Annotated in this window: 25 protein-coding genes; 18 read left to right on the top strand and 7 right to left on the bottom strand. The window is 70.5% G+C overall.

What is annotated here, in order from left to right:
* Window positions 1-251: 251 nt before the first annotated feature.
* A complete protein-coding gene (locus M3Q23_14140; GenBank protein MDP9343199.1) occupies window positions 252-1,289 on the top strand; it encodes a hypothetical protein in 1,038 nt (345 codons plus the stop codon).
* A gap of 10 nt (window positions 1,290-1,299) precedes the next feature.
* On the opposite strand, the gene M3Q23_14145 is transcribed toward M3Q23_14140, so the two are convergent.
* Complete coding sequence (locus M3Q23_14145) at window positions 1,300-2,169, bottom strand: hypothetical protein (GenBank protein MDP9343200.1); 870 nt, start codon at window positions 2,167-2,169, stop codon at window positions 1,300-1,302.
* Between the two features lie 250 nt (window positions 2,170-2,419).
* On the opposite strand from M3Q23_14145, the gene M3Q23_14150 reads away from it, so the two are divergent.
* Entirely contained in the window at window positions 2,420-3,325 is a 906-nt protein-coding gene (locus tag M3Q23_14150; protein ID MDP9343201.1) for a hypothetical protein, read from the top strand.
* A gap of 15 nt (window positions 3,326-3,340) precedes the next feature.
* Here the strand turns inward: M3Q23_14150 and M3Q23_14155 are convergent, their stop codons facing one another.
* The gene (locus M3Q23_14155) at window positions 3,341-3,772 is read right to left on the bottom strand and encodes a transcriptional repressor (GenBank protein MDP9343202.1); all 432 of its coding nucleotides are present in this window, start codon (window positions 3,770-3,772) and stop codon (window positions 3,341-3,343) included.
* A gap of 166 nt (window positions 3,773-3,938) precedes the next feature.
* Here M3Q23_14155 and M3Q23_14160 point away from each other — a divergent pair, with 166 nt between their 5' ends.
* The 6 genes from M3Q23_14160 to M3Q23_14185 all read left to right on the top strand — a co-directional run bounded on the left by M3Q23_14160 (window position 3,939) and on the right by M3Q23_14185 (window position 8,532).
* Window positions 3,939-4,712, top strand: coding sequence for an enoyl-CoA hydratase-related protein (locus tag M3Q23_14160; protein MDP9343203.1), 774 nt, complete (start codon window positions 3,939-3,941; stop codon window positions 4,710-4,712).
* 26 nt (window positions 4,713-4,738) lie between these two features.
* Window positions 4,739-5,659 carry a class I SAM-dependent methyltransferase gene (locus tag M3Q23_14165; protein ID MDP9343204.1) on the top strand — a complete coding sequence of 307 codons (921 nt, stop codon included), beginning with the start codon at window positions 4,739-4,741 and terminating at the stop codon, window positions 5,657-5,659.
* Between the two features lie 181 nt (window positions 5,660-5,840).
* Window positions 5,841-6,305, top strand: coding sequence for an acyltransferase (locus M3Q23_14170; GenBank protein ID MDP9343205.1), 465 nt, complete (start codon window positions 5,841-5,843; stop codon window positions 6,303-6,305).
* Window positions 6,302-6,790, top strand: a complete 489-nt coding sequence (locus M3Q23_14175) for a GNAT family N-acetyltransferase (protein ID MDP9343206.1) — start codon at window positions 6,302-6,304, stop codon at window positions 6,788-6,790. The genes M3Q23_14170 and M3Q23_14175 overlap by 4 nt, the downstream gene beginning before the upstream one ends.
* A 499-nt stretch (window positions 6,791-7,289) precedes the next feature.
* Window positions 7,290-8,282: an MBL fold metallo-hydrolase gene (locus M3Q23_14180; GenBank protein ID MDP9343207.1), complete on the top strand. Its 993-nt coding sequence runs from the start codon at window positions 7,290-7,292 to the stop codon at window positions 8,280-8,282.
* 91 nt (window positions 8,283-8,373) lie between these two features.
* Window positions 8,374-8,532 carry a hypothetical protein gene (locus tag M3Q23_14185; GenBank protein MDP9343208.1) on the top strand — a complete coding sequence of 53 codons (159 nt, stop codon included), beginning with the start codon at window positions 8,374-8,376 and terminating at the stop codon, window positions 8,530-8,532.
* Between the two features lie 20 nt (window positions 8,533-8,552).
* Here M3Q23_14185 and M3Q23_14190 read toward each other — a convergent pair whose 3' ends face one another.
* From M3Q23_14190 to M3Q23_14210, 5 genes are read right to left on the bottom strand one after another with little or no spacing between them, the layout of a single operon-like run.
* The gene (locus M3Q23_14190) at window positions 8,553-8,819 is read right to left on the bottom strand and encodes a hypothetical protein (GenBank protein MDP9343209.1); all 267 of its coding nucleotides are present in this window, start codon (window positions 8,817-8,819) and stop codon (window positions 8,553-8,555) included.
* A gap of 12 nt (window positions 8,820-8,831) precedes the next feature.
* A complete protein-coding gene (locus M3Q23_14195; GenBank protein ID MDP9343210.1) occupies window positions 8,832-9,590 on the bottom strand; it encodes a class I SAM-dependent methyltransferase in 759 nt (252 codons plus the stop codon).
* Window positions 9,587-10,003 carry a hypothetical protein gene (locus M3Q23_14200; protein MDP9343211.1) on the bottom strand — a complete coding sequence of 139 codons (417 nt, stop codon included), beginning with the start codon at window positions 10,001-10,003 and terminating at the stop codon, window positions 9,587-9,589. The genes M3Q23_14195 and M3Q23_14200 overlap by 4 nt, the downstream gene beginning before the upstream one ends.
* Before the next feature lie 48 nt (window positions 10,004-10,051).
* Window positions 10,052-11,017, bottom strand: coding sequence for an electron transfer flavoprotein subunit alpha/FixB family protein (locus tag M3Q23_14205; GenBank protein ID MDP9343212.1), 966 nt, complete (start codon window positions 11,015-11,017; stop codon window positions 10,052-10,054).
* Between the two features lies 1 nt (window position 11,018).
* Window positions 11,019-11,792: an electron transfer flavoprotein subunit beta/FixA family protein gene (locus M3Q23_14210; protein MDP9343213.1), complete on the bottom strand. Its 774-nt coding sequence runs from the start codon at window positions 11,790-11,792 to the stop codon at window positions 11,019-11,021.
* Between the two features lie 139 nt (window positions 11,793-11,931).
* On the opposite strand from M3Q23_14210, the gene mnmA reads away from it, so the two are divergent.
* The 10 genes from mnmA (at window position 11,932) to gatB (ending at window position 21,671) form a co-directional block, all read left to right on the top strand.
* Window positions 11,932-12,978, top strand: a complete 1,047-nt coding sequence (gene mnmA, locus M3Q23_14215; protein ID MDP9343214.1) for a tRNA 2-thiouridine(34) synthase MnmA — start codon at window positions 11,932-11,934, stop codon at window positions 12,976-12,978.
* A 27-nt stretch (window positions 12,979-13,005) separates the two neighbouring features.
* Window positions 13,006-13,635, top strand: a complete 630-nt coding sequence (locus M3Q23_14220; protein ID MDP9343215.1) for a class I SAM-dependent methyltransferase — start codon at window positions 13,006-13,008, stop codon at window positions 13,633-13,635.
* 119 nt (window positions 13,636-13,754) lie between these two features.
* Window positions 13,755-14,438 (top strand): hypothetical protein, encoded by a 684-nt coding sequence (locus tag M3Q23_14225; GenBank protein ID MDP9343216.1) that lies wholly within the window; start codon window positions 13,755-13,757, stop codon window positions 14,436-14,438.
* Between the two features lie 36 nt (window positions 14,439-14,474).
* On the top strand, window positions 14,475-16,511 hold the full coding sequence (gene ligA / locus M3Q23_14230; GenBank protein MDP9343217.1) for an NAD-dependent DNA ligase LigA: 2,037 nt from the start codon (window positions 14,475-14,477) through the stop codon (window positions 16,509-16,511).
* A 207-nt stretch (window positions 16,512-16,718) separates the two neighbouring features.
* Window positions 16,719-17,018, top strand: a complete 300-nt coding sequence (gatC, locus tag M3Q23_14235; protein ID MDP9343218.1) for an Asp-tRNA(Asn)/Glu-tRNA(Gln) amidotransferase subunit GatC — start codon at window positions 16,719-16,721, stop codon at window positions 17,016-17,018.
* A 48-nt stretch (window positions 17,019-17,066) separates the two neighbouring features.
* On the top strand, window positions 17,067-18,512 hold the full coding sequence (gatA, locus tag M3Q23_14240; GenBank protein ID MDP9343219.1) for an Asp-tRNA(Asn)/Glu-tRNA(Gln) amidotransferase subunit GatA: 1,446 nt from the start codon (window positions 17,067-17,069) through the stop codon (window positions 18,510-18,512).
* A gap of 14 nt (window positions 18,513-18,526) precedes the next feature.
* The gene (locus M3Q23_14245) at window positions 18,527-19,501 is read left to right on the top strand and encodes an aminoglycoside phosphotransferase family protein (GenBank protein ID MDP9343220.1); all 975 of its coding nucleotides are present in this window, start codon (window positions 18,527-18,529) and stop codon (window positions 19,499-19,501) included.
* Window positions 19,502-19,539: 38 nt separating this feature from the next.
* A complete protein-coding gene (locus tag M3Q23_14250) occupies window positions 19,540-19,785 on the top strand; it encodes a ribbon-helix-helix domain-containing protein (GenBank protein MDP9343221.1) in 246 nt (81 codons plus the stop codon).
* The gene (locus M3Q23_14255) at window positions 19,769-20,191 is read left to right on the top strand and encodes a PIN domain-containing protein (GenBank protein ID MDP9343222.1); all 423 of its coding nucleotides are present in this window, start codon (window positions 19,769-19,771) and stop codon (window positions 20,189-20,191) included. Before M3Q23_14250 ends, M3Q23_14255 begins: the two co-directional genes overlap by 17 nt.
* Before the next feature lie 22 nt (window positions 20,192-20,213).
* Window positions 20,214-21,671, top strand: a complete 1,458-nt coding sequence (gene gatB / locus M3Q23_14260) for an Asp-tRNA(Asn)/Glu-tRNA(Gln) amidotransferase subunit GatB (protein MDP9343223.1) — start codon at window positions 20,214-20,216, stop codon at window positions 21,669-21,671.
* Window positions 21,672-21,686: the final 15 nt, after the last annotated feature.

The raw sequence follows: 21,686 nt of genomic DNA on the forward strand, positions 1-21,686 counted from the left end.
GCTGACGCTCGTCCAGGTGAGGGGCCAGTACCTTTACCATCTCGCCCACGGCCAGCTCGGGTGCCGCCACGCGGACAGGCTACACCGGAATCACCTAACACTCAGCTTATTCCGTTCCGATCCCTTATCGTGGATTCCACCGGCGGAACTCGTGAACCCCGCCGCATCCTGGCCGGTCGTCACCGCGTAATGTGCCCGGGCTCCGTAAGCTGCAGGGAGATGCCCTCACTCGATGAAGCGAGGCTGACAGGATGGCGACCCTCGATGAGGATTCCGGGACCATGAATCCCTTCTCGGGCAGAAGGCATGGCGACCCGACTGGGCTGGGTGCCCCGGTGAGCCGGCGCGAGTTCCTGCGGCTGGCGGGAACGGGCGCGGTCGCGGCGGTCGCCGTGGCCTGCACGGGAGGCGGCGGCCCGAAAACCGTGACCACGGGTCCGACCTCGTCCGGCTCCATCGACGCCATCTCGAAGGGCGCGACCGAGCTCTCCCTGATCAACGCACAGAGCGAGATGCCCACCGGCCGGTCGCTGTTCACGTACGGGCTGTCGACGCCGGACGGCAAGCTGGTGCAGGGAGGGACCCCACAGGTGTACGTGGCCCAGGACCAGTCCCTGCCGGCCCTCGGCCCGTTCTCCTCGACGTGGTACCAGTTCGCGCCGGCCAGCGAGTTCAACGATGCCACGACGATCCCCCGCACGGCGCTCACGGGCTTCTACACGGCCGAGGTGGACATCCCGTCGGCCGGCCCGTGGCTGTTCGCCGGTGTGGCCCAGATCGGAGGCGTGAGAGGCGTCGGGACCGCCGCCCTCGAAGCGAAGACCAAGGTGATCGCCGCGATCGGCTCGAAGGCCATCTCCATGGCGACCCCGGTGGCGACCTCGCCGGCTGTTGCCAAGCAGATCTGCACCCGCGTGCCACCCGACCCGATGCACTACATCTCGCTCGACGCCGCCATCCGCAACGGGAAGGCCACGGTGGTCACGTTCGCCACGCCGTTGCTATGCGAGAGCAGGCTGTGCGGCCCGGTGGTGGACGAGCAGCTGCTGGTGTTTCAGAAGGGCGGCAAGGACAGGGCCAACTTCATCCACGTCGAGGAGTTCCTTCCCGGCCCCGACCTCCAGCCTCCCGCGCCCTCCCTGAAGAACCAGTCACCCGGCTTCAAGGCCTGGGGATTCACCACCGAGCCCTGGACCATCGTCATCGATAGCACGGGCATCATTCGGGCTCGGTTCGAGGGACCGGCGGTCGCGGCGCAGATCGATCAGGCGCTCGCTCCGCTGCTGTAGCGACGACCGGCTACAGCGTGCCGAAGTCGTAACTCTTCGGGATCGGGTTCGGGAGCTCCGCCGTGGTCCCGTAGGTGACCACGATCTCCTGGTGGGCCTTGAAGGCCAGCTTCGTGGGGTCTCCAGGGAGCTGCTTGCCGTCGACGTACACGCGGACTTGCTTGTCGCCAGAGTTGCACAGGTTCCCGATGCAATTCTTGGTGAAGTAAACGCCCCAGTCGTCGAAGAACTGCCCCAGGGTGAACGTGGTCTCGGTGGGGGACTCGAAGTGGATGATGCCCGTGGCGTCGTGGGTGTGCAGCTCCGCCAGGAAGCTCCCATCCGACGCGATCCCGATTTGTGGGGGCACGGTGACCTGCTGCCCGTCCGCGTAGATGTCCAGGTGCATGTGGATGTGCTCCACACTGCCCTCAGCGCCGAGCGCGTGAAGGCCGATCGCATTCAGGCGGCTCTTCAGTTGGGCAGGATCGTTGTTGGCCGGCCAGGGAGGAGCGGTCCGGAGGATCCCCGAAAGCGTCGCCGGGTCGACCGCGTTCCCCTTGCTCGTCGTGGAGGCCTTGTTGTGGCCGAGGGTGAGGACGAGCACGATCCCCACGACGATGGCGACCACCGCGGCGGCGATGCCGGCCAGGCGCGCCGTCCGTCTCCGAGCGGCCTTCTTCCGTAGGGCCTCTCGTTGCCGGCGAGCCTCCTCCTTGCGGGCCTGGCGGTTGCCGGCCGAGACCCGAGCCTGCTGCCGTCCACTTGCCGCCGCCGGCCGATCGCGGACCGGCGCCTCGGGACGCGGATCCTCTCCAACCTGGCGCGTGGAAGTGGGGCCGGTCCCTGACGTACGGGGGGGACTCCAGTTCGATCGCTTCTTGGTCTTCTTGTTCGCCATCAGGTCTTTCGGGAGCGTGTCGCCGGGTCGCCGGGTCGCCGGGTCGCCGGGAAGGCGGGCGGGCGCGGCCAGCCATCCTACTACGCAACCGCGGCCATGCGGCCTGGGCGTTTTCCTGGCATCGGACATGTTGTGCAAGAGCGAGACCCGCTGAATGCGAGATTCGGTTGTTGCAACATCCCTCAGTTGCAACATGTTGCAGAATCTGCTTCTATCAAAGCCCACAGGCACGGGGCCGTGCACGGAGGAGGTGCTCGCCGCGGTCGCGAAGGACGGATTCGAATTCGGGCTCCTGGTGGCCGCCTTCTGGTTCGGGTTCCGCCACGGCATCGACTGGGACCACATCGCCGCCATCACCGACATCACGAGCTCCCAGGAGGATCGCCGCCAGGCCATGCTGTTCGGGACGCTCTACGCGCTCGGCCACGCCCTGGTGGTGTTCACGATCGGCGTCCTGGCCATCGTGGCGGGGGAGCATCTCCCAGATAGCGTCGACAACGTGATGCTGCGCATCGTCGGCGCCACCCTGCTGCTCCTCGGGGTCTACGTGGTGGTGTCGTTGATCCGCCACGGACGCGACTTCCGGCTCCGTAGCCGGTGGATGCTGATCTTCTCCGGGGTGCGAAAGGGAGCTCGATGGGTCCGCCGCCGGGTCGGATCATCGGCCTTGTCCGGCCGCAGGCAGGCCCCCGAGCTCGTTCCGGTGGGGGCCGGAGTGGGCGGCCAAGGAGGAGATGGGGAAGGGGACATCGAGGCCTCCACGTGGCATCACGGGCACCACGGCCGGCCCGGCCACCACCACCACGCCCGCCCGGAGCCGGACGACACGTTCATGAACTATGGCCGGCTGACGGCGTTCACGGTCGGCATGATCCATGGGATCGGGGGAGAGACTCCCACCCAGATCATCCTGTTCTCCACCGCCGCCGGCGTGCGGAACTCGTCGGCCGGACTTCTCGTCCTGGCTGCATTCCTGGTCGGGCTGTTCTCTTCGAACACCCTGATCACATTGGGGTCGGCGCTCGGTTATCTCCAGGCCACCAGGAACTTCAAGATCTATGCGACGGTGGCGATCCTCACCGCTGGATTCAGCTTGGTCATCGGCACGATCTTCATCCTGGGCAAGACGACGGTGCTGCCGGCGCTCGGCGGATAGGACGGCGGGCCGGGGCTACTGGCAGTTCGAGCAGAGCCCGGAGATGGCGAAGTGCGTGAAGTCGGGCCGGAAGCCGTGGTGCTTGGAGATCAGCCGCTCCAGCGACTGCGCCTCCTCGAGCGACAGGTCGTCCTCGGTACCGCAGTTCGAACAGGTCAGGTGGACGTGCCCGCCTTCCCCGGCGAGGTGGTATTCAGCGCCGGCCTCGAGATGGGCGTGGGCCAGAACACCCTTCTCTTCCAGGAGGGCCAGGGTTCGGTACACGGTCGAGGGGTTCACCCCCGGCATGCGGCTCCGGACCCGCCGGGCGATGGCCGGGGGGCTGATGTGGCCCTGCGCCCGCATCACCTCCAGCACGATGGCCTGCCGCTGGGGGGTGAGCTTCAGCCCTTTGGACCGCAGTTCGCCCAGGATGTCGGCGGCCTCGACATCCGCCATCTCGACCATGCGAGGAGTCTAGCACTTGCAACATGCTGCAATTGCGGCTTGTGGCTGTTGCCACACGATGTGCTGGCTTCGATGAGTCGTTGCACGATCGGCGCTCCCGGGGCGCTTCTGGAAAGATAGGCGGAGGCTGGCGGCCCATCGACAGGGCACGACCGAGGAGGGAACCGTGGGCGAGTTCGTGCGGCTCGAGGTCGAGGATGGAGTCGGCACCATCCGGCTGGACCGCCCCCCCATGAACGCCATCAACGGCGACCTGCTGCGCGATCTCCGGGAGGCCACGGAACAGGCGATCGTGCGGGAGGACGTGCGCGCCGTCGTGCTGTGGGGAGGCGAGAAGGTGTTCGCGGCCGGAGCCGACATCAAGATGATGGCGGGCCTCGCCCCGTCCCAGATCAAGCCCGTCATCTCGGCCATGCAGGAGGGGTTCTCCATGGTCGAGGAGATCCCCAAGGTGACCATCGCCGCGATCGTGGGCTATGCGCTCGGCGGTGGCTGTGAGCTCGCGATGTGTGCCGATCTTCGCTACGCGGCGGAGGACGCCCGTCTGGGCCAGCCTGAGATCAAGCTCGGCATCATCCCTGGTGCCGGAGGCACACAGCGCCTGCCCCGGCTGGTGGGTCCGGCTAGGGCCAAGGACATCGTCTACTCCGGGCGGTTCGTGGCCGCCGACGAGGCGCTCCGAATCGGGCTGGTCGACGCCGTCTACCCGGCCTCTGAGGTACACGCCCGAGCCCTCGAGACGGCGAAGCAGTACGCGAACGGTCCGACCTCGGCGCTGCGAGCGGCCAAGGTCGCCATCAACTGGGGGGCCAGGGTGGACCTCCGAACGGGGCTGGTGATCGAACGAGAGGCCTTCGTCGACCTGTTCGCTACGGAGGACCAGAAGGAGGGCATGCGCGCCTTCGTCGAGAAGGACCAGGCCCGATTCACGGGACGGTAGGGCGGCCTGACGGGCGCGGACTCGCGGTGACCAGCTCGGGCCAGCCGCCGTTCGATCCGAAGACCGCGAACGTCCTCTATCACGACGCCGCGGCCCGCAGCTACGACGCCAAGTGGTCGATCTCCTTCGACGAGCGATGCATCTCTTACGTCCGGGAACGGGCCGACCGCATGCTGCCTCGGCCTGGTTACGGGCGAGTGCTCGAAGTTGGCTGCGGCACCGGATTCTTCTTGCTGAACCTGTGGCAGGCAGGCTTCGTGGAGGAGGCGCACGCGTGTGACATCTCGCCCGGCATGCTGGAGGCATGTGGCAAGAGCGCCGCGGAGCTGGGATGCGAGATCGAGCTCCGAACGGGCGACGCGGAGCACCTCCCCTACGACGACCGAACCTTCGACCTGGTGGTGGGGCACGCCTTCCTGCACCACCTCCCCGACCCGCCGGCGGCCCTGGCCGAATTCCTCCGGGTCCTGGTACCGGGCGGCGCGGTGTTCCTGGCGGGGGAGCCCACTCGCCGGGGCGACCGCCTGGCCGCCCACGCCAAGACGGTCACAGGGCGTGCGTTCGGGCTGGCGGCCAGGGTCCGTCCCGACATCCGCAAGCCAGCTGCGCCAGAGGCGACCGAGGAAGAGGACCGGGTCATACGGGACCTCGAGTTCGCCGTGGACCTGCACACCTTCGAGCCGGTGCAGCTGGCCCTGTGGGCGAGGGAGGCGGGGTTCGGCGCCGTTCGCGTGGAGACCGAGGAGCTCACGGCGAGCGTGGTGGGGTGGGCCGTCCGCACCATCGAGGCCTCGGTGCGGCCCGGCCTGCTGGGGGAACGGTGGGCCAACTTCGCGTACGGGGCGTGGCGGCGGCTCTACCGGCTGGATCAGTCCGTGCTGTACCAGGTGCTCCCACACGACCTCTTCTACAACGCCCTGCTGTACGGGGAGCGGCCGGATGGATGAAACGTCCGGGCGGGCTGCCTCGAGGGGCGACTCCGGGGGCCGAGTGGCCGGACTGGCGGGACTGGCAGCCGGGATCCGGTTCGTGCGGGCGCGCCGCCTCTATCTCCCTCGCTATTGGCTGCTGGGCCTGGGGTACCTGTGGCGCTTCCGGGTCCGGGCGCGGCACGTCCGCACCCGCGGCATGGTATTCGTCGCCCGCTCCGCCGAGGTCACCTGCCGCCGGGGCCTCGGCCACATGGCCCTGGGCAGGTGGGTGTGGATCGGCGACCACGACGCCATCCGCTGCCACGAGGGGAGCGTCCGGATCGGGGACCGGGTGGTCTTCGGGCGGGGCGTCACGGTCGACGCCTACCTGGACGTCGAGATCGGGGACGACTGCCTGGTCGCCGATTCCGTGCTGGTGACCGACTTCGACCACCGCTTCGACGATCCAGGCACGCCGGTTCGCAAGCAGGGCATCGTGAAGTCCCGCGTCCGGATCGAGCCGGACTGCTGGATCGGGGCCAAGGCGGTCATCCTGCGGGGGTCGACCGTCGGCCGCGGATCCGTGATCGGGGCGCTGAGCGTCGTGAAGGGCGACATCCCGCCATACTCCGTGGCGGTGGGAAACCCGGCCCGCGTCGTGAGAAGGAGGGGACAGGCGTGAAGGTTCGTCAGGCCACGCCCCAGGACCTCCCGGCCCTGGTCACGCTCTTCGAGGAGCTCGAGAGGATGCAGCGAGAATGGCGGGTGTTCACTCCCCGTCCGGGCTTCTACGACGAGGTGGCCGAGCGGTACCGGCGGGCCATGGAAAGCCCGGAGGCGGTGACCCTGGTGGCCGAGAACGACGGGGAGGTCGTGGGCATGGCCTACGGCGAGATCCGGACGCCCTCCCGTTTCTCCGACGAGCGGGCCCTGGAGCTTTCCGGGGTGGTGGTCCGGGTGGGCCACCGCGGCCGCGGCGTGGGCCGGGCCCTGGTGGGGGAGGCCGCCCGGTTCGCGGAGCAGCGGGACGTGCCGTGGATCGAGCTGAAGACCTTCGCCCCGAACGAGACCGCGATGGGGTTCTGGCGGGCGCTGGGGTTCAACCCTCGGGTGGTGCAGCTCACGGCCTCCGCGGGGGAGGCCGCCAGGCGCTCCGCGGGCGAGTAGCCCTCCGGGCGAATTTCCGCCGACCGGGAATGAACCTGTCCGGGCGGCTGTTCCAATGCTCAGCATGCTTTGTCGATGCGAGTCCGAGTCCCGGTTCAAGTTGCCTTTCGGGCCACTCGGGAGGATCTGCCGATGAGAGAGCCCAGCACGCTCGAATATCGTGGAATGCGGGTCCGGGAGCTCCCGCGACGGAACCGCACGTTCCCCCATGGCCGGGTCTGCGCCGAAGAGGGTTGCGGCACCCGGCTGTCGGTCTACAACCGTTCCGACCGGTGCTGGCAGCACGAGCCGGTGCGTCCCTACTTCGAGCGAGGTAGGAAGCCAAAGCGCGAGGCAGCCTGACCCCCGCCGGGCTTCGGCCCGGCCTTCCCCCCTCCGCCTCGCGGACGAGACGCCCTCCCTCCGGGGAGGGCGTCTTTGCGTGAACGGGTCTGCCCGCCCCTCCGTCGGGGCGGCGCCCCTAGAATGACGGCGACCTCTCCGGTCCATGGCCCATCCGATGCGAACCGAATCCGACATCTGGCACCTCGTCGTCGTCCCCACGCCCTACCGGGTGGGGCCGGCCAACGTCTACGTGTTGGACGACGGGCCGCTCACGCTCTTCGACTGCGGCCCGAACACCCCGGCCGCCATGAACGCGTTGCGGCTCGGGATGGCGGGGCTGGGCCTGGCCCTCGAGCAGGTCGCCCGGGTCGTGATCAGCCACGGCCACCCCGACCACTACGGGCTGGCCCCGGCCATCCAGGAAGCGTCCGGTGCCCAGGTGTTCGTGGGCGAACACGACCTGCCCAAGATCAACGAGCGCAGGACGATCTTCGAGACCGGCGCCCTGCTCATGGAGGCGGGGATCCCTATGGAGGTCCTGGTCGACATGGGGGAGCGCGATCGCAAGATGGGCGACCTCCATCCGCCCATCGAGCACGCCATCCCCCTGTCCGGCGGGGAGCGCTTCCAGTTCGACGACTTCGTGCTGGAGGCCATGCACCTGCCCGGCCACACCTCGGGGCACATCTGCCTGCTGGAGCCGGAGCGCCGGATCCTGTTCGCGGGCGACACGCTGTTGCTGCACATCAGCCCGAACCCCTTGCTGGAGCCGAGGCCGGACGACCCCACCGTCCGCCGCAAGAGCCTGGTCGAGTACCTCCACACGCTGGACGTCCTGGAGTCCCTGGAGCTCACCGAGGTGTGGCCGGGGCACGGCGAGCCCATCCTCGATCCCCCGGCCACCATCCGCCAGATCAAGGAGCACCACCAGGAACGCAAGGAGCGGCTGGCCGAACGCCTGGACGGCGACGGCAAGTCGCCGTTCCAGCTGGCCCGCGAGATGTGGCAGAACCTGGAGGGATTCGACAACTTCCTGGCGGTCTCGGAGGTCGTCGCCCACCTCGACCTGCTGGAGATGGAGGGGCGGGCGGAGCAGGTGGCGAAGGACGGAGTGGCGTTCTACCGGAGGCCGTCGGACGCCCGGACTGCCGGGGGCTCGGCAGGCTAGGACCATCGTCGCTCTCAAGAGCGGGGCGATTCCCTCCGACAACCGGATTGAACGCTCAGCGAATGACCGCTCCCCCCAAAGGCGCCAGGTCATGCCACAGGCCACCGACGGGCCTCCCATGCGGGAGGCCGATTGTCCTTTCTGCGAACGGCAGGTGCTCGTCTACGAGGACCCGCCGCGATGCCCGCTGTGCGCGTGCCCCCTCGACCTCGACCGGATGCGGCCGTTCATGTTCCCTGGAGAGCAGTAGGCGCGCCCTTGGGGCCGGGTTCAGCCCGGGCCCGGCTCGGAACCGCGGTCAGTGGGGGGTTCCGGAGGCGGGTTGCGCTCGGCCACGATCCGGTCCCGGATCTCCTTGGCCTCGGCCAGCCGGGCCCTGTCCACGAACAGGCGCACGCCGAACTCCCACACCTGGCTGAGGTAGCCCGGTTCCTTGAACCACCACACGATCCCGGCCCTATCCAGCTCCCCGGCGATCTCGTTCGCGGTCTCCCGCGTGAACTGGCCGAGGTGCACCGTGCTGATGCTGTCCGTCATGTCGAAGCCACCCTACCGCCGCCGGCCCGGCCGCTCGGCGACAGCGAGGAGGTCGAGGGAACCGGACGGCTGGCCGAGCTGGAAGTGGCCGGCCCGGACGGCCCGCGCCGCCAGGCGAAGCCCCGGCGGCAGCTCCGCGAACGGGGTACGGGCCAGGCGGTGCTGGAGCGACCCGCCGGCCGGACGGTCCAGCGCACGGAGCAGGGGACCGGCGTGGATGCCGCCCAGCCGCACTCGTTCGAACCGGGCCCCGAGCAGGCCGCCCAGCTCGCCGCCCGTGTACTCGTGGACGTGGAACGGGTTCGGGTTCCCGTCGTCGGACGTCTCGCGGTTGGGCGTGGCGACCAGCAGCACGCCGCCCGGCCGGAGCAGCACGCCGGCGGTCTCGACGAACTCCCCGGGGCAGTACAGGTGCTCGAGGATCTGGAACGCTACGACGGCGCTGAACGAGCCCGGGCGGAAGGGCAGCCGGCACGCGTCCGCCCGCAGCACCGGCCCCGCGGAATGCGCACGCGCGGCGTGGGCGGCGGCCCCGGCGTCGAGGTCCATCGCCACCACCTGCACTCGGCCCTCCCGGCGCAGCAGGTCCGCGCCGTAGCCCTCGCCGCAGCCGGCCTCGAGGACCGGGCCCGCGCCCCGGGTGGCCAGCAGCCGGGCGGCGACGCGGTACGCGGCCTGGTGGCGCCGGAACCAGTAGTTCTCGTCGGCGACGCCCGGGAAGGTCCGTGCTCCGCGGCTGGCCCGGATGAACTCGACGTCGGGCGCCCTCACGGTCTCGGACCGCAGGCCGCCCCCACGAACACCCGGATGGCCAGGTAGTGACTGCGGTCCAGGAGCGACTCGACACACACCGGGGTGCCCACGTCGATCAGCTGGACGTCGTCCGCGCTCATCAGGACCCACCGGCCCGAATCCTGCCGGTAGAACTTCGTCGCCCCCTCGGCCAGCCGGCGGATCGACAGCCGGGACCCCGGCTCCTCGACCACGTTCATCCGGTGCGGCGTGACGGTGGCGGTCTGGCCGGAGACCCACACCACCGGCGGCTGGCCCGGTACGGTGGTGGCGGCGCCCGTGGAAGGCGTGGGGAGGCTCGCCAGCCGCAGATGCGTCCCCGAGCAGGCCGGCAGCGCGGCCAGAAGCATCAGCGCCATCACCCCGATCCGGCCGGTTCGCACGACGAACATCTTGGGGCATGGGCCGCCCCGGTACCGAGGTCCCGAAGCCCCGCCGGTTCAGCCCTTGCGGGTTTTGATCTTCTCCGTGAGCTGGGGAAGGATCTTCAGCGCGTCGCCCACCACGCCGACGTCGGCGACCTTGAAGATGGGGGCGTCGGCGTCCTTGTTGATGGCGATGATCCGCTTCGACTCCTTCATCCCCACCAGGTGCTGGATGGCACCGGACACGCCGATCGCGATGTACACCTCGGGCTTCACGGTCTTGCCGGTCTGGCCGACCTGGTGGCTGTAGGGAACCCACCCGGAGTCCACCACCGCGCGGGTGGCCCCTACCGCCGCGTTGCCGATGGCCTTGGCCAGGTCCTCCACCAGCGAGAAGTTCGAGGGGTCCTGGAGGCCCCGGCCACCCGAGATCACGACCTTGGCGTCCTCGAGCTTCGGGCCGCTGGTCTCCTCCTCGTGCCGCTCCACGCGCTTGGCCTTCTTCAGCTCGTCGGGGACGTCCACGTTCACGGGCACGACGTTGGCCTGCCCGCCAGAGGACGGTTCCGCCGGAAACGACTTCGGCCGGACCAGCACGAGCTTGGGGTCCGGGCCCTCCAGCGAGACGTCCACGATCTTGGTGCCACCGAAGATCTGCGTCTGCGCCTTGTCCGTCCCCAGCACGTCCGTCGCGTTGCTCATCAGCGCGGACCCGAGCCTCGCCTGCAACCGGCCCGCCACGTCGCGGGAGTCGTAGGTCAGCCCGAACAGGATCAGGCTCGGTTGGTGTTCCTTGACCAGCTCGTGCAGGGCGTGGGCGGCCGGCTGGCCGATGAACTGGCCGTACACCTCGTCGTCGCTGGCGTACACCGTCGCCGCGCCGTACTCGCCGAGGGTCTGGGCGGCCTCCGTGGCGCCCGGCCCCAGGGCCACGGCGGCGACCTCGCCGTCCAGGTCCCGGGCCTTGGTCAACAGCTCCAGCGCGCTGGGGTCGACCTTCCCGCCGGCCTTGACGTCCGCGTAGACCCAGATTCCGGCCATCTCATATCACCTTCGCTTCCGCCAGGAAGGCGACGATTCTGTCCACGCCTTCCTCGACGTTCTCGATGATCTCGCCGGGGCCCTTCTCCGGGGCCGCGTTCACCGCGGTGACCTGCTGGGTCGGCGAGGTGTCGTCGCCGGACAGCCCCAGATCGGATGCCGAGACCCTGTCCACGGGCTTCTGCTTGGCCTGCATGATGCCCTTGAGCGTGGGGTAGCGGGGCTCGGTGGCCCCCGCCGTGACCGTCACCACCGCCGGCAGCGGGCACTCCACGGTGTCGTAGCCCAGCTCCGTCTGGCGCTCCACGAACAGCGACCCGTCCTTTACCTCGAGCTTCCTGGCGAACGTGACGCTCGGCACCTCCAGCAGCTCGGCCAGGGTCATGGGGAGCGTCCCCGTGTACCCGTCGGTGGACTCCACACCGGCGATGACCAGGTCGAACTCCGAGCGCTTGATCGCGGCCGCCAGCACCCGGGCCGTGACCAGGGCGTCGGAACCCCGTAGCGCGTCGTCCGAGACCAGCACGCCCTTGTGGGCGCCCATGGACAGCGCCTTGCGGATGGCGCCCATGGCCGCCTCGGGGCCCATCGAGACCACGGTGACCTCGCCGCCCTGGGCGTCGGCGATCTGGAGCCCGGCCTCCACGCCGAACTCGTCGCCGGGGTCGAGTGCCCCTTCCACCCCTTCTCGTTTCAGCAGGAAGTCGTCGCCGAGCTCGGGGATGCCGTTCGGATTGGGCACGTACTTCGTCAGGACCACGACGTTGATGGGCATCTCGTTCCTTCCGGGACGGTGTGCGGCGGGAGCATACCCGCTTTGTTTGCGGGCCAGACGCGGCCGAACAATCCCCTCGGACCGGGGCCGGCTGCTACGCTCGAATGCCGTGGCGACCAGCGGATCCGTGCTCGTGGCGATGTCCGGAGGGGTGGACTCCTCGGTGGCCGCGTGCGTGCTGGCCGAGCTGGGCTATGAGGTGCTGGGCTCGCACATGCGACTGGTCCACACGGGCGGGGTGGAGCACGGCTGCTGCGGTCCCCGGGCCGAGGCCGACGCCCGGGCCGTGGCCGAGCTGGCCGGGTTCCCCTTCGAGGTCGCAGACCTGTCGGAGGAGTTCGAGCGGACCGTGCTGGCCGACTTCTTCGGCGAGCACCGGGCCGGGCGGACCCCCAACCCGTGCGTTCGGTGCAACGAGCAGATCAAGTTCGGCGCGTTCCTGGCCCGCGCCGACCGGCTGGCGGTGGACTTCGTGGCCACCGGCCACTACGTGCGAACGGCGCGCGACCCTGAGGGCGGGTGGCACCTGCTGAAGGGGGCCGACCCCGGCAAGGACCAGTCGTACATGCTGCACACGCTGGGGCAGCGCGAGCTGGCCCGCGCGCTGTTCCCGGTGGGCGGCCAGCCCAAGGCGGAGACCCGCGCCTACGCCCGGCGCCGGGGCCTGCCGGTGGCGGGGAAGCCGGATTCCCAGGAAGTGTGCTTCGTCCCGGGCGCCGACCACACGGCGTTCCTGGAGCGCCACGCGCCGGACCTGGTCCGGGAAGGCGAGGTGGTGGATCCCTCCGGCCGGGTGCTGGGCCGGCACGAGGGGACCTTCCGCTTCACCGTCGGGCAGCGCCGGGGCCTGGGCGTTTCTACAGGCGAGCGCAGCTACGTGGTGGACGTGGACAGAGCGGCCGGCCGCGTGGTGGTGGGGCCGGGCGAGCTGCTGGCCCGCCGGGGCCTGGAGGCCGACCGGGTGTCGTGGGTGGGCGGGCGTCCCCCCGAGGACGGCCCGTTCGAGGCCGAGGTCCGCATCCGGTACCGGGGCGACGCGGTCCCGGCGGTGGTCACGGCCGGCGGCCGGCGGGCTCGGGTGGAGTTCCGGAGCCCCCAGCGGGCCATCGCGCCCGGCCAGAGCGTGGTGTTCTACCGGGACGAGGAGCTGCTGGGCGGGGGCCGGATCACCCGCGCCCTGCGCTGAACGGTCGAGACGAGACGAGGCGAGGCGATGGCCCGAGGCCGGCCGATCTTCGCGGCGTTCTACGACGTCATCGGGCGGATCGACGAGCGCGCTGGGATGCGCGAACGCCGCCGCGACCTCTTGGCGCAGGCCCACGGCCGCGTCGTGGAGATCGGCGCGGGGACCGGCCTGAACTTCGCTCACTATCCCCGGGCGGTGACCAAGGTGGAGGCCACCGAGCCCGACCCGCACATGCGCAAGCGGGCCCGGAAGGCGGCGGCCGTCGCGCCGGTGCCGGTCCAGGTGACGGACGCCGCCGCGGAGGCGCTGCCGTTCGAGGATGCCTCCTTCGACGCCGCGGTGGCCACGCTGGTGCTGTGCTCGGTGCGGGACCCGGACATGGCCCTGCACGAGATCCGTAGGGTGCTCAAGCCCGGCGGGCGCCTGCTGTTCTTCGAGCACGTCCGGGGCACCGGCCGCCTGGCCCGGTGGCAGGACCGGCTGGAGCGTCCCTGGGGATGGTTCGCCGGCGGATGCCACCCCAACCGGGACACGCTCCAGGCCGTCCGGGAGGCCGGCTTCGAGCTGGAGCAGGTCGAGGAGTTCGATTTCAACCCGGCCCTGGTGCTGGTTCGTCCCCATGCCAGCGGGGCCGCCGCCCGCCCCATCGGCCGCTGACCGATCTCCCCCACACATACCCTCCGACCTGCGGAAATCGTTGCCCGCCTCCGGGCTGAGGGTGTGGGGCTCCGGTATGATCGGCTCTCCGAGGACCGCTTCGGCGGGGGGACGAGCGCGTGCCGCTGTTCAAGAAGAAGCCCCAGTCCTTCAACCTTCAGATCCAGGACATCCTGCTCCGGGTCACGGCGCCCGAGGAGTACTACGAGGAATGCCGGGCCGCCGCGCTGTCGGTGTGGGAGCAGCTGTCCGCGTACTCCCTGCGGGACCCGCGGTTCCGGACCAGCAAGCGGCCGGTGGACGTGCCCGAGCAGGCGGCGCCGCTGATCCGGGAGATGGCGGAGGTGGCCCGGCTGGCGGGGGTGGGCCCGGTGTTCACCATCCAGGGCGCCGTCACCGACCACGTGGGCCGGTACCTGGCCAGGTCCCTGCCGGAGGTGCTGGTGTCATCCGGGGGCGACTACCACATCCGCTCGAAGCGCCGCATGAAGCTGGTGATCCACCACACCGCGGAGGGCGAGCCGCTGTCGGTGGTCGTGGATCCCCGGCGTGGCACCAGCGGCGTCTCCACCACCCTCGGCCGCGAGCAGCTGCCCGCGCGAAGCGTGGACGGGCTCACCGTGCTGGCGTCCTCGTGCATGCTGGCCGACGCGGCGTCCGCGGCCGCGATGGCCATCCTGTCCCGGCCCAACTCGCTCCGGCAGGCCCTGGCCTACCTCCGCGAGATCGAGGGCGTCCACGGTGCCATGGTGTTCCAGGGCGAGCGCATCGGCGTGGTGGGCGGCCTCGAGGTCGCCGCATAGCCGTCGCCGCCGAACCGGCCGCCCTACACTCGCGACGTGGCCCGGACCCAGAACCAGACCCAGGAACGGAAGCTCGCCGAGGCGAAGCGCCGCGTCGAGGAGCTTCGGGAGCAGATCAACCACCACGCGTACCGGTACTACGTCCTGGACGACCCCGAGGTCTCCGACGCCGAGTACGACGAGCTGGTCCGCGAGCTCCAGGCCCTCGAGAACGAGTTCCCCGAGCTCATCACGCCGGACAGCCCCACCCAGCGGGTCGGCATCTCACCCGCGGACCTGTTCGCGCCGGTCACGCACGCCACGCCCATGCTCTCGCTCGACAACGCGTTCAGCCGCGAGGAGCTTGAGGCCTGGGGCCGCCGGGTGGAGCGCATCGTCGGCGAGGGTGCCCGGTTCGCCTGTGAGCTGAAGATCGACGGCGTCGCCGTGGCGCTCACGTACGAGGACGGCGCCTACGTCCGCGGCGCGACCCGGGGCGATGGCGTGACCGGTGAGGACATCACCGCGAACATCCGGACGGTGCGGGCTGTCCCCCAGCGACTCCGGCTGTCCGATCCGCCGAGGATGCTGGAGGTCCGCGGCGAGATGTACCTCCCCGTGAAGGCCTTCGAGCAGCTCAACGAGCAGCTGCTGGCCGAGGGGAAGCGCGCCTTCGCCAACCCCCGGAACGCCGCCGCCGGGTCCCTCCGGCAGAAGGACCCCACGGTCACGGCGTCGCGTCCCCTTCGGCTGTGGTGCCACGGCCTGGGGAGGGCCGAGGGGATGCGGTTCGCCTCCCACTCCGAGTCCTTGGCCTGGCTGCGGGAGGCGGGGCTTCCGGTCGACCACAACATCAGGGTGGTGGACACGCTCGATCAGGTGTTCTCGTTCGTCGAGCACTGGGGGAAGCACCGCCACTCGGTCGACTACGAGATCGACGGCGTGGTGGTGAAGGTGGACCAGATCCCGCTCCAGGAGGAGCTCGGGGCGACGTCGCACGCGCCGCGGTGGGCCATCGCGTACAAGTTCCCGCCGGAGGAGCGGACCACGCTGCTCCGGGCCATCGACGTGCACACCGGCAGGACCGGGGTGGTCACGCCGTTCGCCCGCCTGGAGCCCGTGTTCGTGAGCGGCGTCACCGTCACCACGGCCACGCTGCACAACGAGGACGAGGTGAGGCGCAAGGACGTCCGGGTCGGCGACACCGTCATCGTGCGGCGGGCCGGGGACGTCATCCCGGAGGTGGTCGGGCCGGTCCTGTCGAAGCGTCCCAAGAACGCGAGGCGATGGAGGTTTCCGAAGCGGTGCCCCTCCTGCGGGACGGAGCTCGTCCGCAGGGAAGGCGAGGCCTACCGGCGGTGCCCGAACAAGCGGGGCTGCCCGTCGCAGAACGTGGAATGGCTGTTCGCGTTCGCCTCGCGTGGGGCCATGGACATCGAGGGCCTCGGCTACAAGACGGGCTACCTGCTGCTGGACCTGGGCTGGATCCAGGACCCCGCCGACGTCTACTCGCTCACCGCGGAGCAGCTGGCGCAGCTGCCGGGGTTCGCGGAGAAGCGCATCGAGAACCTGCTCAACGCGATCCGGGCCTCGAAGGACCGGCCCGTGTGGAGGCTGCTGGTGGCGCTGAACATCCCCCACGTCGGGTCCACGGTGGCCCGGCTCCTGACCCAGGCGTTCCCGTCGGTCGACCGGCTCTCCGCAGCGACCGAGGAGGACGTCGCGGCGGTGGAGGGCGTGGGGCCGGTCATCGCCCGCAGCATGGTGGAGTGGTTCGCCGACGAGCACAACCGCGCGCTGCTGCACAAGCTCCGGGGGGCCGGCGTCCGTATGGAGGACCCCGAGCCCGAGCGGCCACCGGAAGGCCCGCTCACCGGCTCGACCATCGTGCTCACAGGCGGCCTGGCGGCCATGTCCCGCGACGACGCGACCCGGGCGGCCGAGGAAGCAGGCGCCAAGGTCGTGTCGTCGGTCAGCAAGAAGACCGACTTCGTGGTGGCCGGAGAGAACCCCGGCTCGAAGTACGACAAGGCCGTCCAGCTGGGCGTCGAGGTCATCGACGAGCAGGAGTTCCTGAAGCGCCTGGGCCGGTAGGCGGTGATGATGCAGCTGGGGGCGACCTCTTCCGCCGACCACTCCACGGTGACCTTCCCCAGCGAGTAGGCAGGGCTTTCCTACCGGACTGACCCGGCGAGCACGTCCGAAACCGAGTTCGCGCTGCTGGGCCGGGAGCGGAACGGCAAGTTCTTCTAGGAGCCCGTCGAAGGGCCGGGGGGCCCGAGGTGAGGACGCCCGGATAGACTGGCGCGCATGCCGGTCGAGATCGACATCGACCACGTCGCGCGCCTGGCGCGGCTGGCCCTGACGCCGGAGGAGCGGGAGCGGCTCCGGGTCCAGCTCGGGGTGATCCTCGAGCACGCCGCCCGGGTCCAGGAAGTGGCGGCCGAGGACGTCCCGCCGACCGCGTACGCCGTGCCGCGCACGAACGTCCTGCGGCCCGACGCGGTCGCGCCGTGCCTGCCCTTGGAGGAAGCGCTGGCCGGCGCGCCCGAGGTGGAGGGCGACCGGTTCAAGGTCCCCCGGATCACGGAGCAGGAGTAGCGCGTGGCCGGCCCCGACCTCGAGCTGTGCGACCTGGAGGCGACCGAGCTGGCGCGACGGCTCCGCGCCGGCGAGGCCTCGGCGGCCGAGATCGCGGAATCCGCCCTGCGGCGCGTGGAGGACGTGGACGGCGACGTCCGCGCCTTCCTGACCGTGACGGCGGAGCGGGCTCGGGAACAGGCCGCCGCGGTCGACGCGCGGCTGGCGGGCGGGGAGGAGCTTCCGGCCGTGGCGGGCATCCCGCTGGCGCTGAAGGACGTCCTGGCGACACGGGGCATCCGCAGCACCTGCGGCTCGAAGATCCTCGAGACCTACGTGCCCCCGTACGACTGCACCGCGTGGGCCCGTCTGCGTGAGGCGGGCTCGGTCCTGGTCGGGAAGACCAACTGCGACGAGTTCGCCATGGGCTCGTCGGGCGAGAACTCCGGCTACTTCGTGACCCACAACCCCTGGGACCTGGACCGGGTGCCGGGTGGTTCGTCGGCGGGCTCGGCGGCGGCGGTCGCGGCGGGGGAGGCGGTGTGGGCCCTCGGCACCGACACCGGCGGCTCGGTGCGCCAGCCGGCCTCGCTGTGCGGCGTGGTCGGGCTGAAGCCCACGTACGGCCTGGTGTCTCGCTACGGGCTGATCGCCTTCGCGTCCTCCCTGGACCACGTGGGCACGTTCAGCCGCAGCGTCCGGGACGCCGCGGTCCTGCTCTCGGCCATCGCGGGCAACGATCCCCGCGACGCCACCAGCGTGGACCGGCCGCCCCGTGACTACACCGAGGGGCTGGACGCCGGGCTGCGAGGGCTGCGGGTCGGGGTGACCCGGGAGTCGTTCGACGAGGGCGTGGAGCCGGCCGTGCGCGATTCCATCCGCGCCGCCCTCGACCGGGTGGAGCGGATGGGCGCCCAGATCGGCGATGCCACCCTGGCCCACCAGGACTACGCGTTCAGCGCGTACTACCTGCTGGCGCCGGCGGAGTGCTCGTCGAACCTGGCTCGCTACGACGGGGTCCGGTACGGCCTGCGGGTGCCGGGGGCCGGCGATGTGGTCGAGATGATGATGAAGACGCGCGGCGCCGGCTTCGGCGACGAGGTCAAGCGGCGCATGATCCTGGGTACCTACTCGCTGTCCGCGGGCTACTACGACGCCTTCTACGGTCAGGCCCAGCGGGTCCGCACGCTGGTGATCCGCGACTACGCGGAGCAGTTCGAGCGGTTCGACGTGCTGGTGTCCCCGACGTCGCCCACCACGGCCTTCCGGATCGGCGAGCGCACGGACGATCCCGTCGCCATGTACCTCTCGGACGTGTTCACCATCCCGGCCGACCTGGCGGGCGTGCCGGCCATCTCTGTTCCGTGCGGTGTGGACGAATCCGGTCTGCCCATCGGGCTCCAGTTCACCGGGAAGGCCCTCGACGAGGCGACCGTGCTGCGGGCCGCCTCCGCGTTCGAGCAGGACCTGGGGCGGCGGGAGCGACCGCCGCTCCTGGCCCCGCTGGCCGGCTGACGGCCCTCTCGACGATGGCCGGCTCCGAACCCGACACCGATTCCGCGTTTCCCGCCGCCGAGGGCTCCCGGCTGGCCTGGGAGGACGTGCCGGCCCCGGTGCGCTCGGCCCTGGACGGGCGATTCGGATCGCCGGTGGTCCGGGCGGAGGTCCAGACGGGCGGGTTCTCGCCGGGCACGGCGGCTCGGGTCCAGCTGCGGGACGGCCGGCGTGCGTTCGTGAAGGCGGTGGGGCCCACGCCGAACCCGGACTCGCCCCTGCTCCATCGCAACGAGGCCCGGGTTGCGGCGGCGATGCCGCCGGAGGCTCCGGTTCCCCGGTTCCTGTTCGCGTACGACGACGGCGAATGGGTGGCGCTGGCGTTCGAGGACGTGGACGGGCGGCACCCGGAGGTCCCGTGGCGTCGCGACGAGCTGGATCGGGTCCTGGCGGCGGTGGGGGAGCTGGTGACCTCGCTCACCCCCACGCCGGTGGACGCGCTGCCGGTGGCGGCGTACTTCGAGGAAGAGTTTCGGGGCTGGCGGGAGCTCGCGGCGGGCGGCGCCGAGCTGGACTGGCTGGACCCGTGGGCCCTGTCGAATCTCGACCGGCTGGCTGAGCTGGAGGAAGGGTGGCCGACCGCGGCGGCCGGCGAGACGCTCCTGCACGGGGACCTCCGGGCGGACAACATCCTGGTCACGCCGGATCGCGTGGTGTTCGTGGACTGGCCGCATGCCTCGGTCGGGGCGGGATGGGTCGACCTGACCTTCATGCTCCCGAGCGTGGCCATGCAGCGCGGGCCGAAGCCGTGGGAGCTGTTCGAGCACCATCCGTTGGGTGTCAGCGCCCCGCCCGATCGGGTCGACGCGGTGGTGGCGGCCCTGGCCGGATTCTTCGTGTGGCGAGGGTCCCTCCCGCCGCCCCCCGGCATCCCCGGCGTGCGCGCTTTCCAGCGAGCCCAGGGCGCACGGGCCCTCGAGTGGTTGCGACACCGCCTGGGCGGCGTGTGAGACCTCGGCGCTCCCACCGGTGGTACCATACGTATGGCATGAGGAAGACCACTGTGTACCTGAGCGACGAGGAAGCGGAGGCCCTCAAGCACGCCTCCGCGGTCTCCGGCAAGTCGCAGTCCGAGCTCATCCGGGAAGGGGTCCGCCGAGTGACGCGCGGGCGGCGGCACAAGCGCGCGTTCCACAGCATGGGCATCGGCGAGGGTCCGGGGCTGCCGATCGGGCAGATGGCGGAGGAGATCCTGGAACGGGAGTGGGCTGGCGATCTTGACGCTGATCGTTGATACCGGCCCGCTGTACGCGCAGGCCGACCGGCGCAATCCGGGACGCGAGCCTGTGGTGGACATCCTCCTCAACGAGCGCGGACCACTCGTCGTGTCAGCCTTCGTCGCCGCCGAGACCGACTACCTCATCACGAAGCGGCTGGGAATCGACGCGGAGATCGCCTTCCTCCGGGACGTGGCCGAGGGAACGTACGCCGTGGAGTGCCTGTCCTCAGGCGAGCTGGAGCTGGCGCGCGAAGTCATCGAGGCGTACCGCGATCTGACCATGGGCCTCGCCGACGCTTCCATGGTCGTGCTGGCGCGACGCTATGGGACCCGGCGCCTGCTCACGTTCGACGAGCGACACTTCCGTGCCGTGCGGCCCCTTCAGGGGGGCTCTTTCACGATCCTGCCGGCGGACGCCTGAGAGCCGGTATCGTTTCCCCGTGATGACCGACCTCGAGACCGTCATCGGGCTGGAGTGCCACGTGGAGCTCTCCACGGCCACCAAGATGTTCTGCGGCTGTCCGAACGAGTTCGGGGCGCCGCCGAACACGCACGTCTGTGAGGTCTGCCTGGGGCACCCGGGCACCCTGCCGGTGCCGAACGAGCGGGCCATCGAGTTCGCCATCCGGATCGGCCTGGCCCTGGGCTGCGACATCGCGCCGCGCTCGCTGTTCCACCGGAAGAACTACTTCTATCCGGACATGCCGAAGAACTACCAGATCTCCCAGTACGACCTGCCGATCTGCGTGGGCGGGCATCTGGACATCGAGCTTCCCGACGGGGAAGCGCGGCAGATCGGCATCACCCGGGTCCATCTGGAGGAGGACACCGGGAAGACCACCCACGCCAGCGAGACGGGGCGAATCACCGGGGCCGAGTACGCCCTGGTGGACTACAACCGGGCCGGCGTGCCCCTGGTCGAGGTGGTCTCCGAGCCGGACATGCGCTCGCCGGATGAGGCCCGCGCTTACCTCACCGAGCTCCGCGCTACGCTCGAGTCGCTGGGGGTCTCGGACGTCCGGATGGAGGAGGGGTCGTTCCGGTGCGACGCCAACGTCAGCCTCCGCCCGTACGGCCAGGACGCGTTCGGCGTGAAGGTCGAGGTCAAGAACATGAACTCGATCCGGAGCGTGGAGCGGGCGCTCCGCTACGAGATCGACCGGCAGGCCGCGGCGCTGGAGGCGGGGAAGCCTCTGGCCCAGGAGACCCGGCACTTCGACGAGAAGACCGGCGTCACCACGCCGGGGCGGTCTAAGGAGTTCGCGTCGGACTACCGCTATTTCCCGGAGCCGGACCTTCCGCCCATCGAGCCCAGCGCCGATTGGATCGAGGAGATCCGGGCGTCCCTGCCGGAGCTGCCGGCGGCCCGCCGCCACCGGTACGCGGATCAGCACGAGCTGAAGCCCGCGATGGCCCGGATCCTGGCCGGCTCGAAGGCGTGGGCGGACTTCTTCGAGGAGACCGTGGCGCTGGGGGCGGCTCCGGCCGCCGTGGCCAACTGGATGACCCAGGACCTGGCGGCGCTGGCGAACGCCGCGCACGTCGACCTGCCGGAGGGAAAGGTCACCCCGAAGCATGTCGCGGACGTCGTTCGCCTGGTGGAGGAGGGGACCATCTCCACGGCGGGGGCCAAGGTCGTCCTGGAGGACGCGTTCGCCTCCGGGCGCGAGGTCGACGACATCGTCGAGCAGAAGGGCCTCCGGCAGGTCTCCGACACCGCGGCGCTGGGGAAGCTGGTGGAGGAGGTCCTGGCAGAGAACCCCGAGCCGGTGGTCCAGTTCAAGAGCGGCAAGGAGGGCGCCCTCCAGTTCCTGGTGGGCCAGCTCATGAAGAAGACCCGCGGCTCGGCCAACCCGCAGGTGGCCCGGGACCTCCTGCGCGAACGCCTCACCTCCTCCTGAGGGGCGGCCGTGAGG

This window comes from Actinomycetota bacterium (assembly GCA_030774015.1).
Taxonomy (GTDB): Bacteria; Actinomycetota; UBA4738; order UBA4738; family JACQTL01; genus JALYLZ01.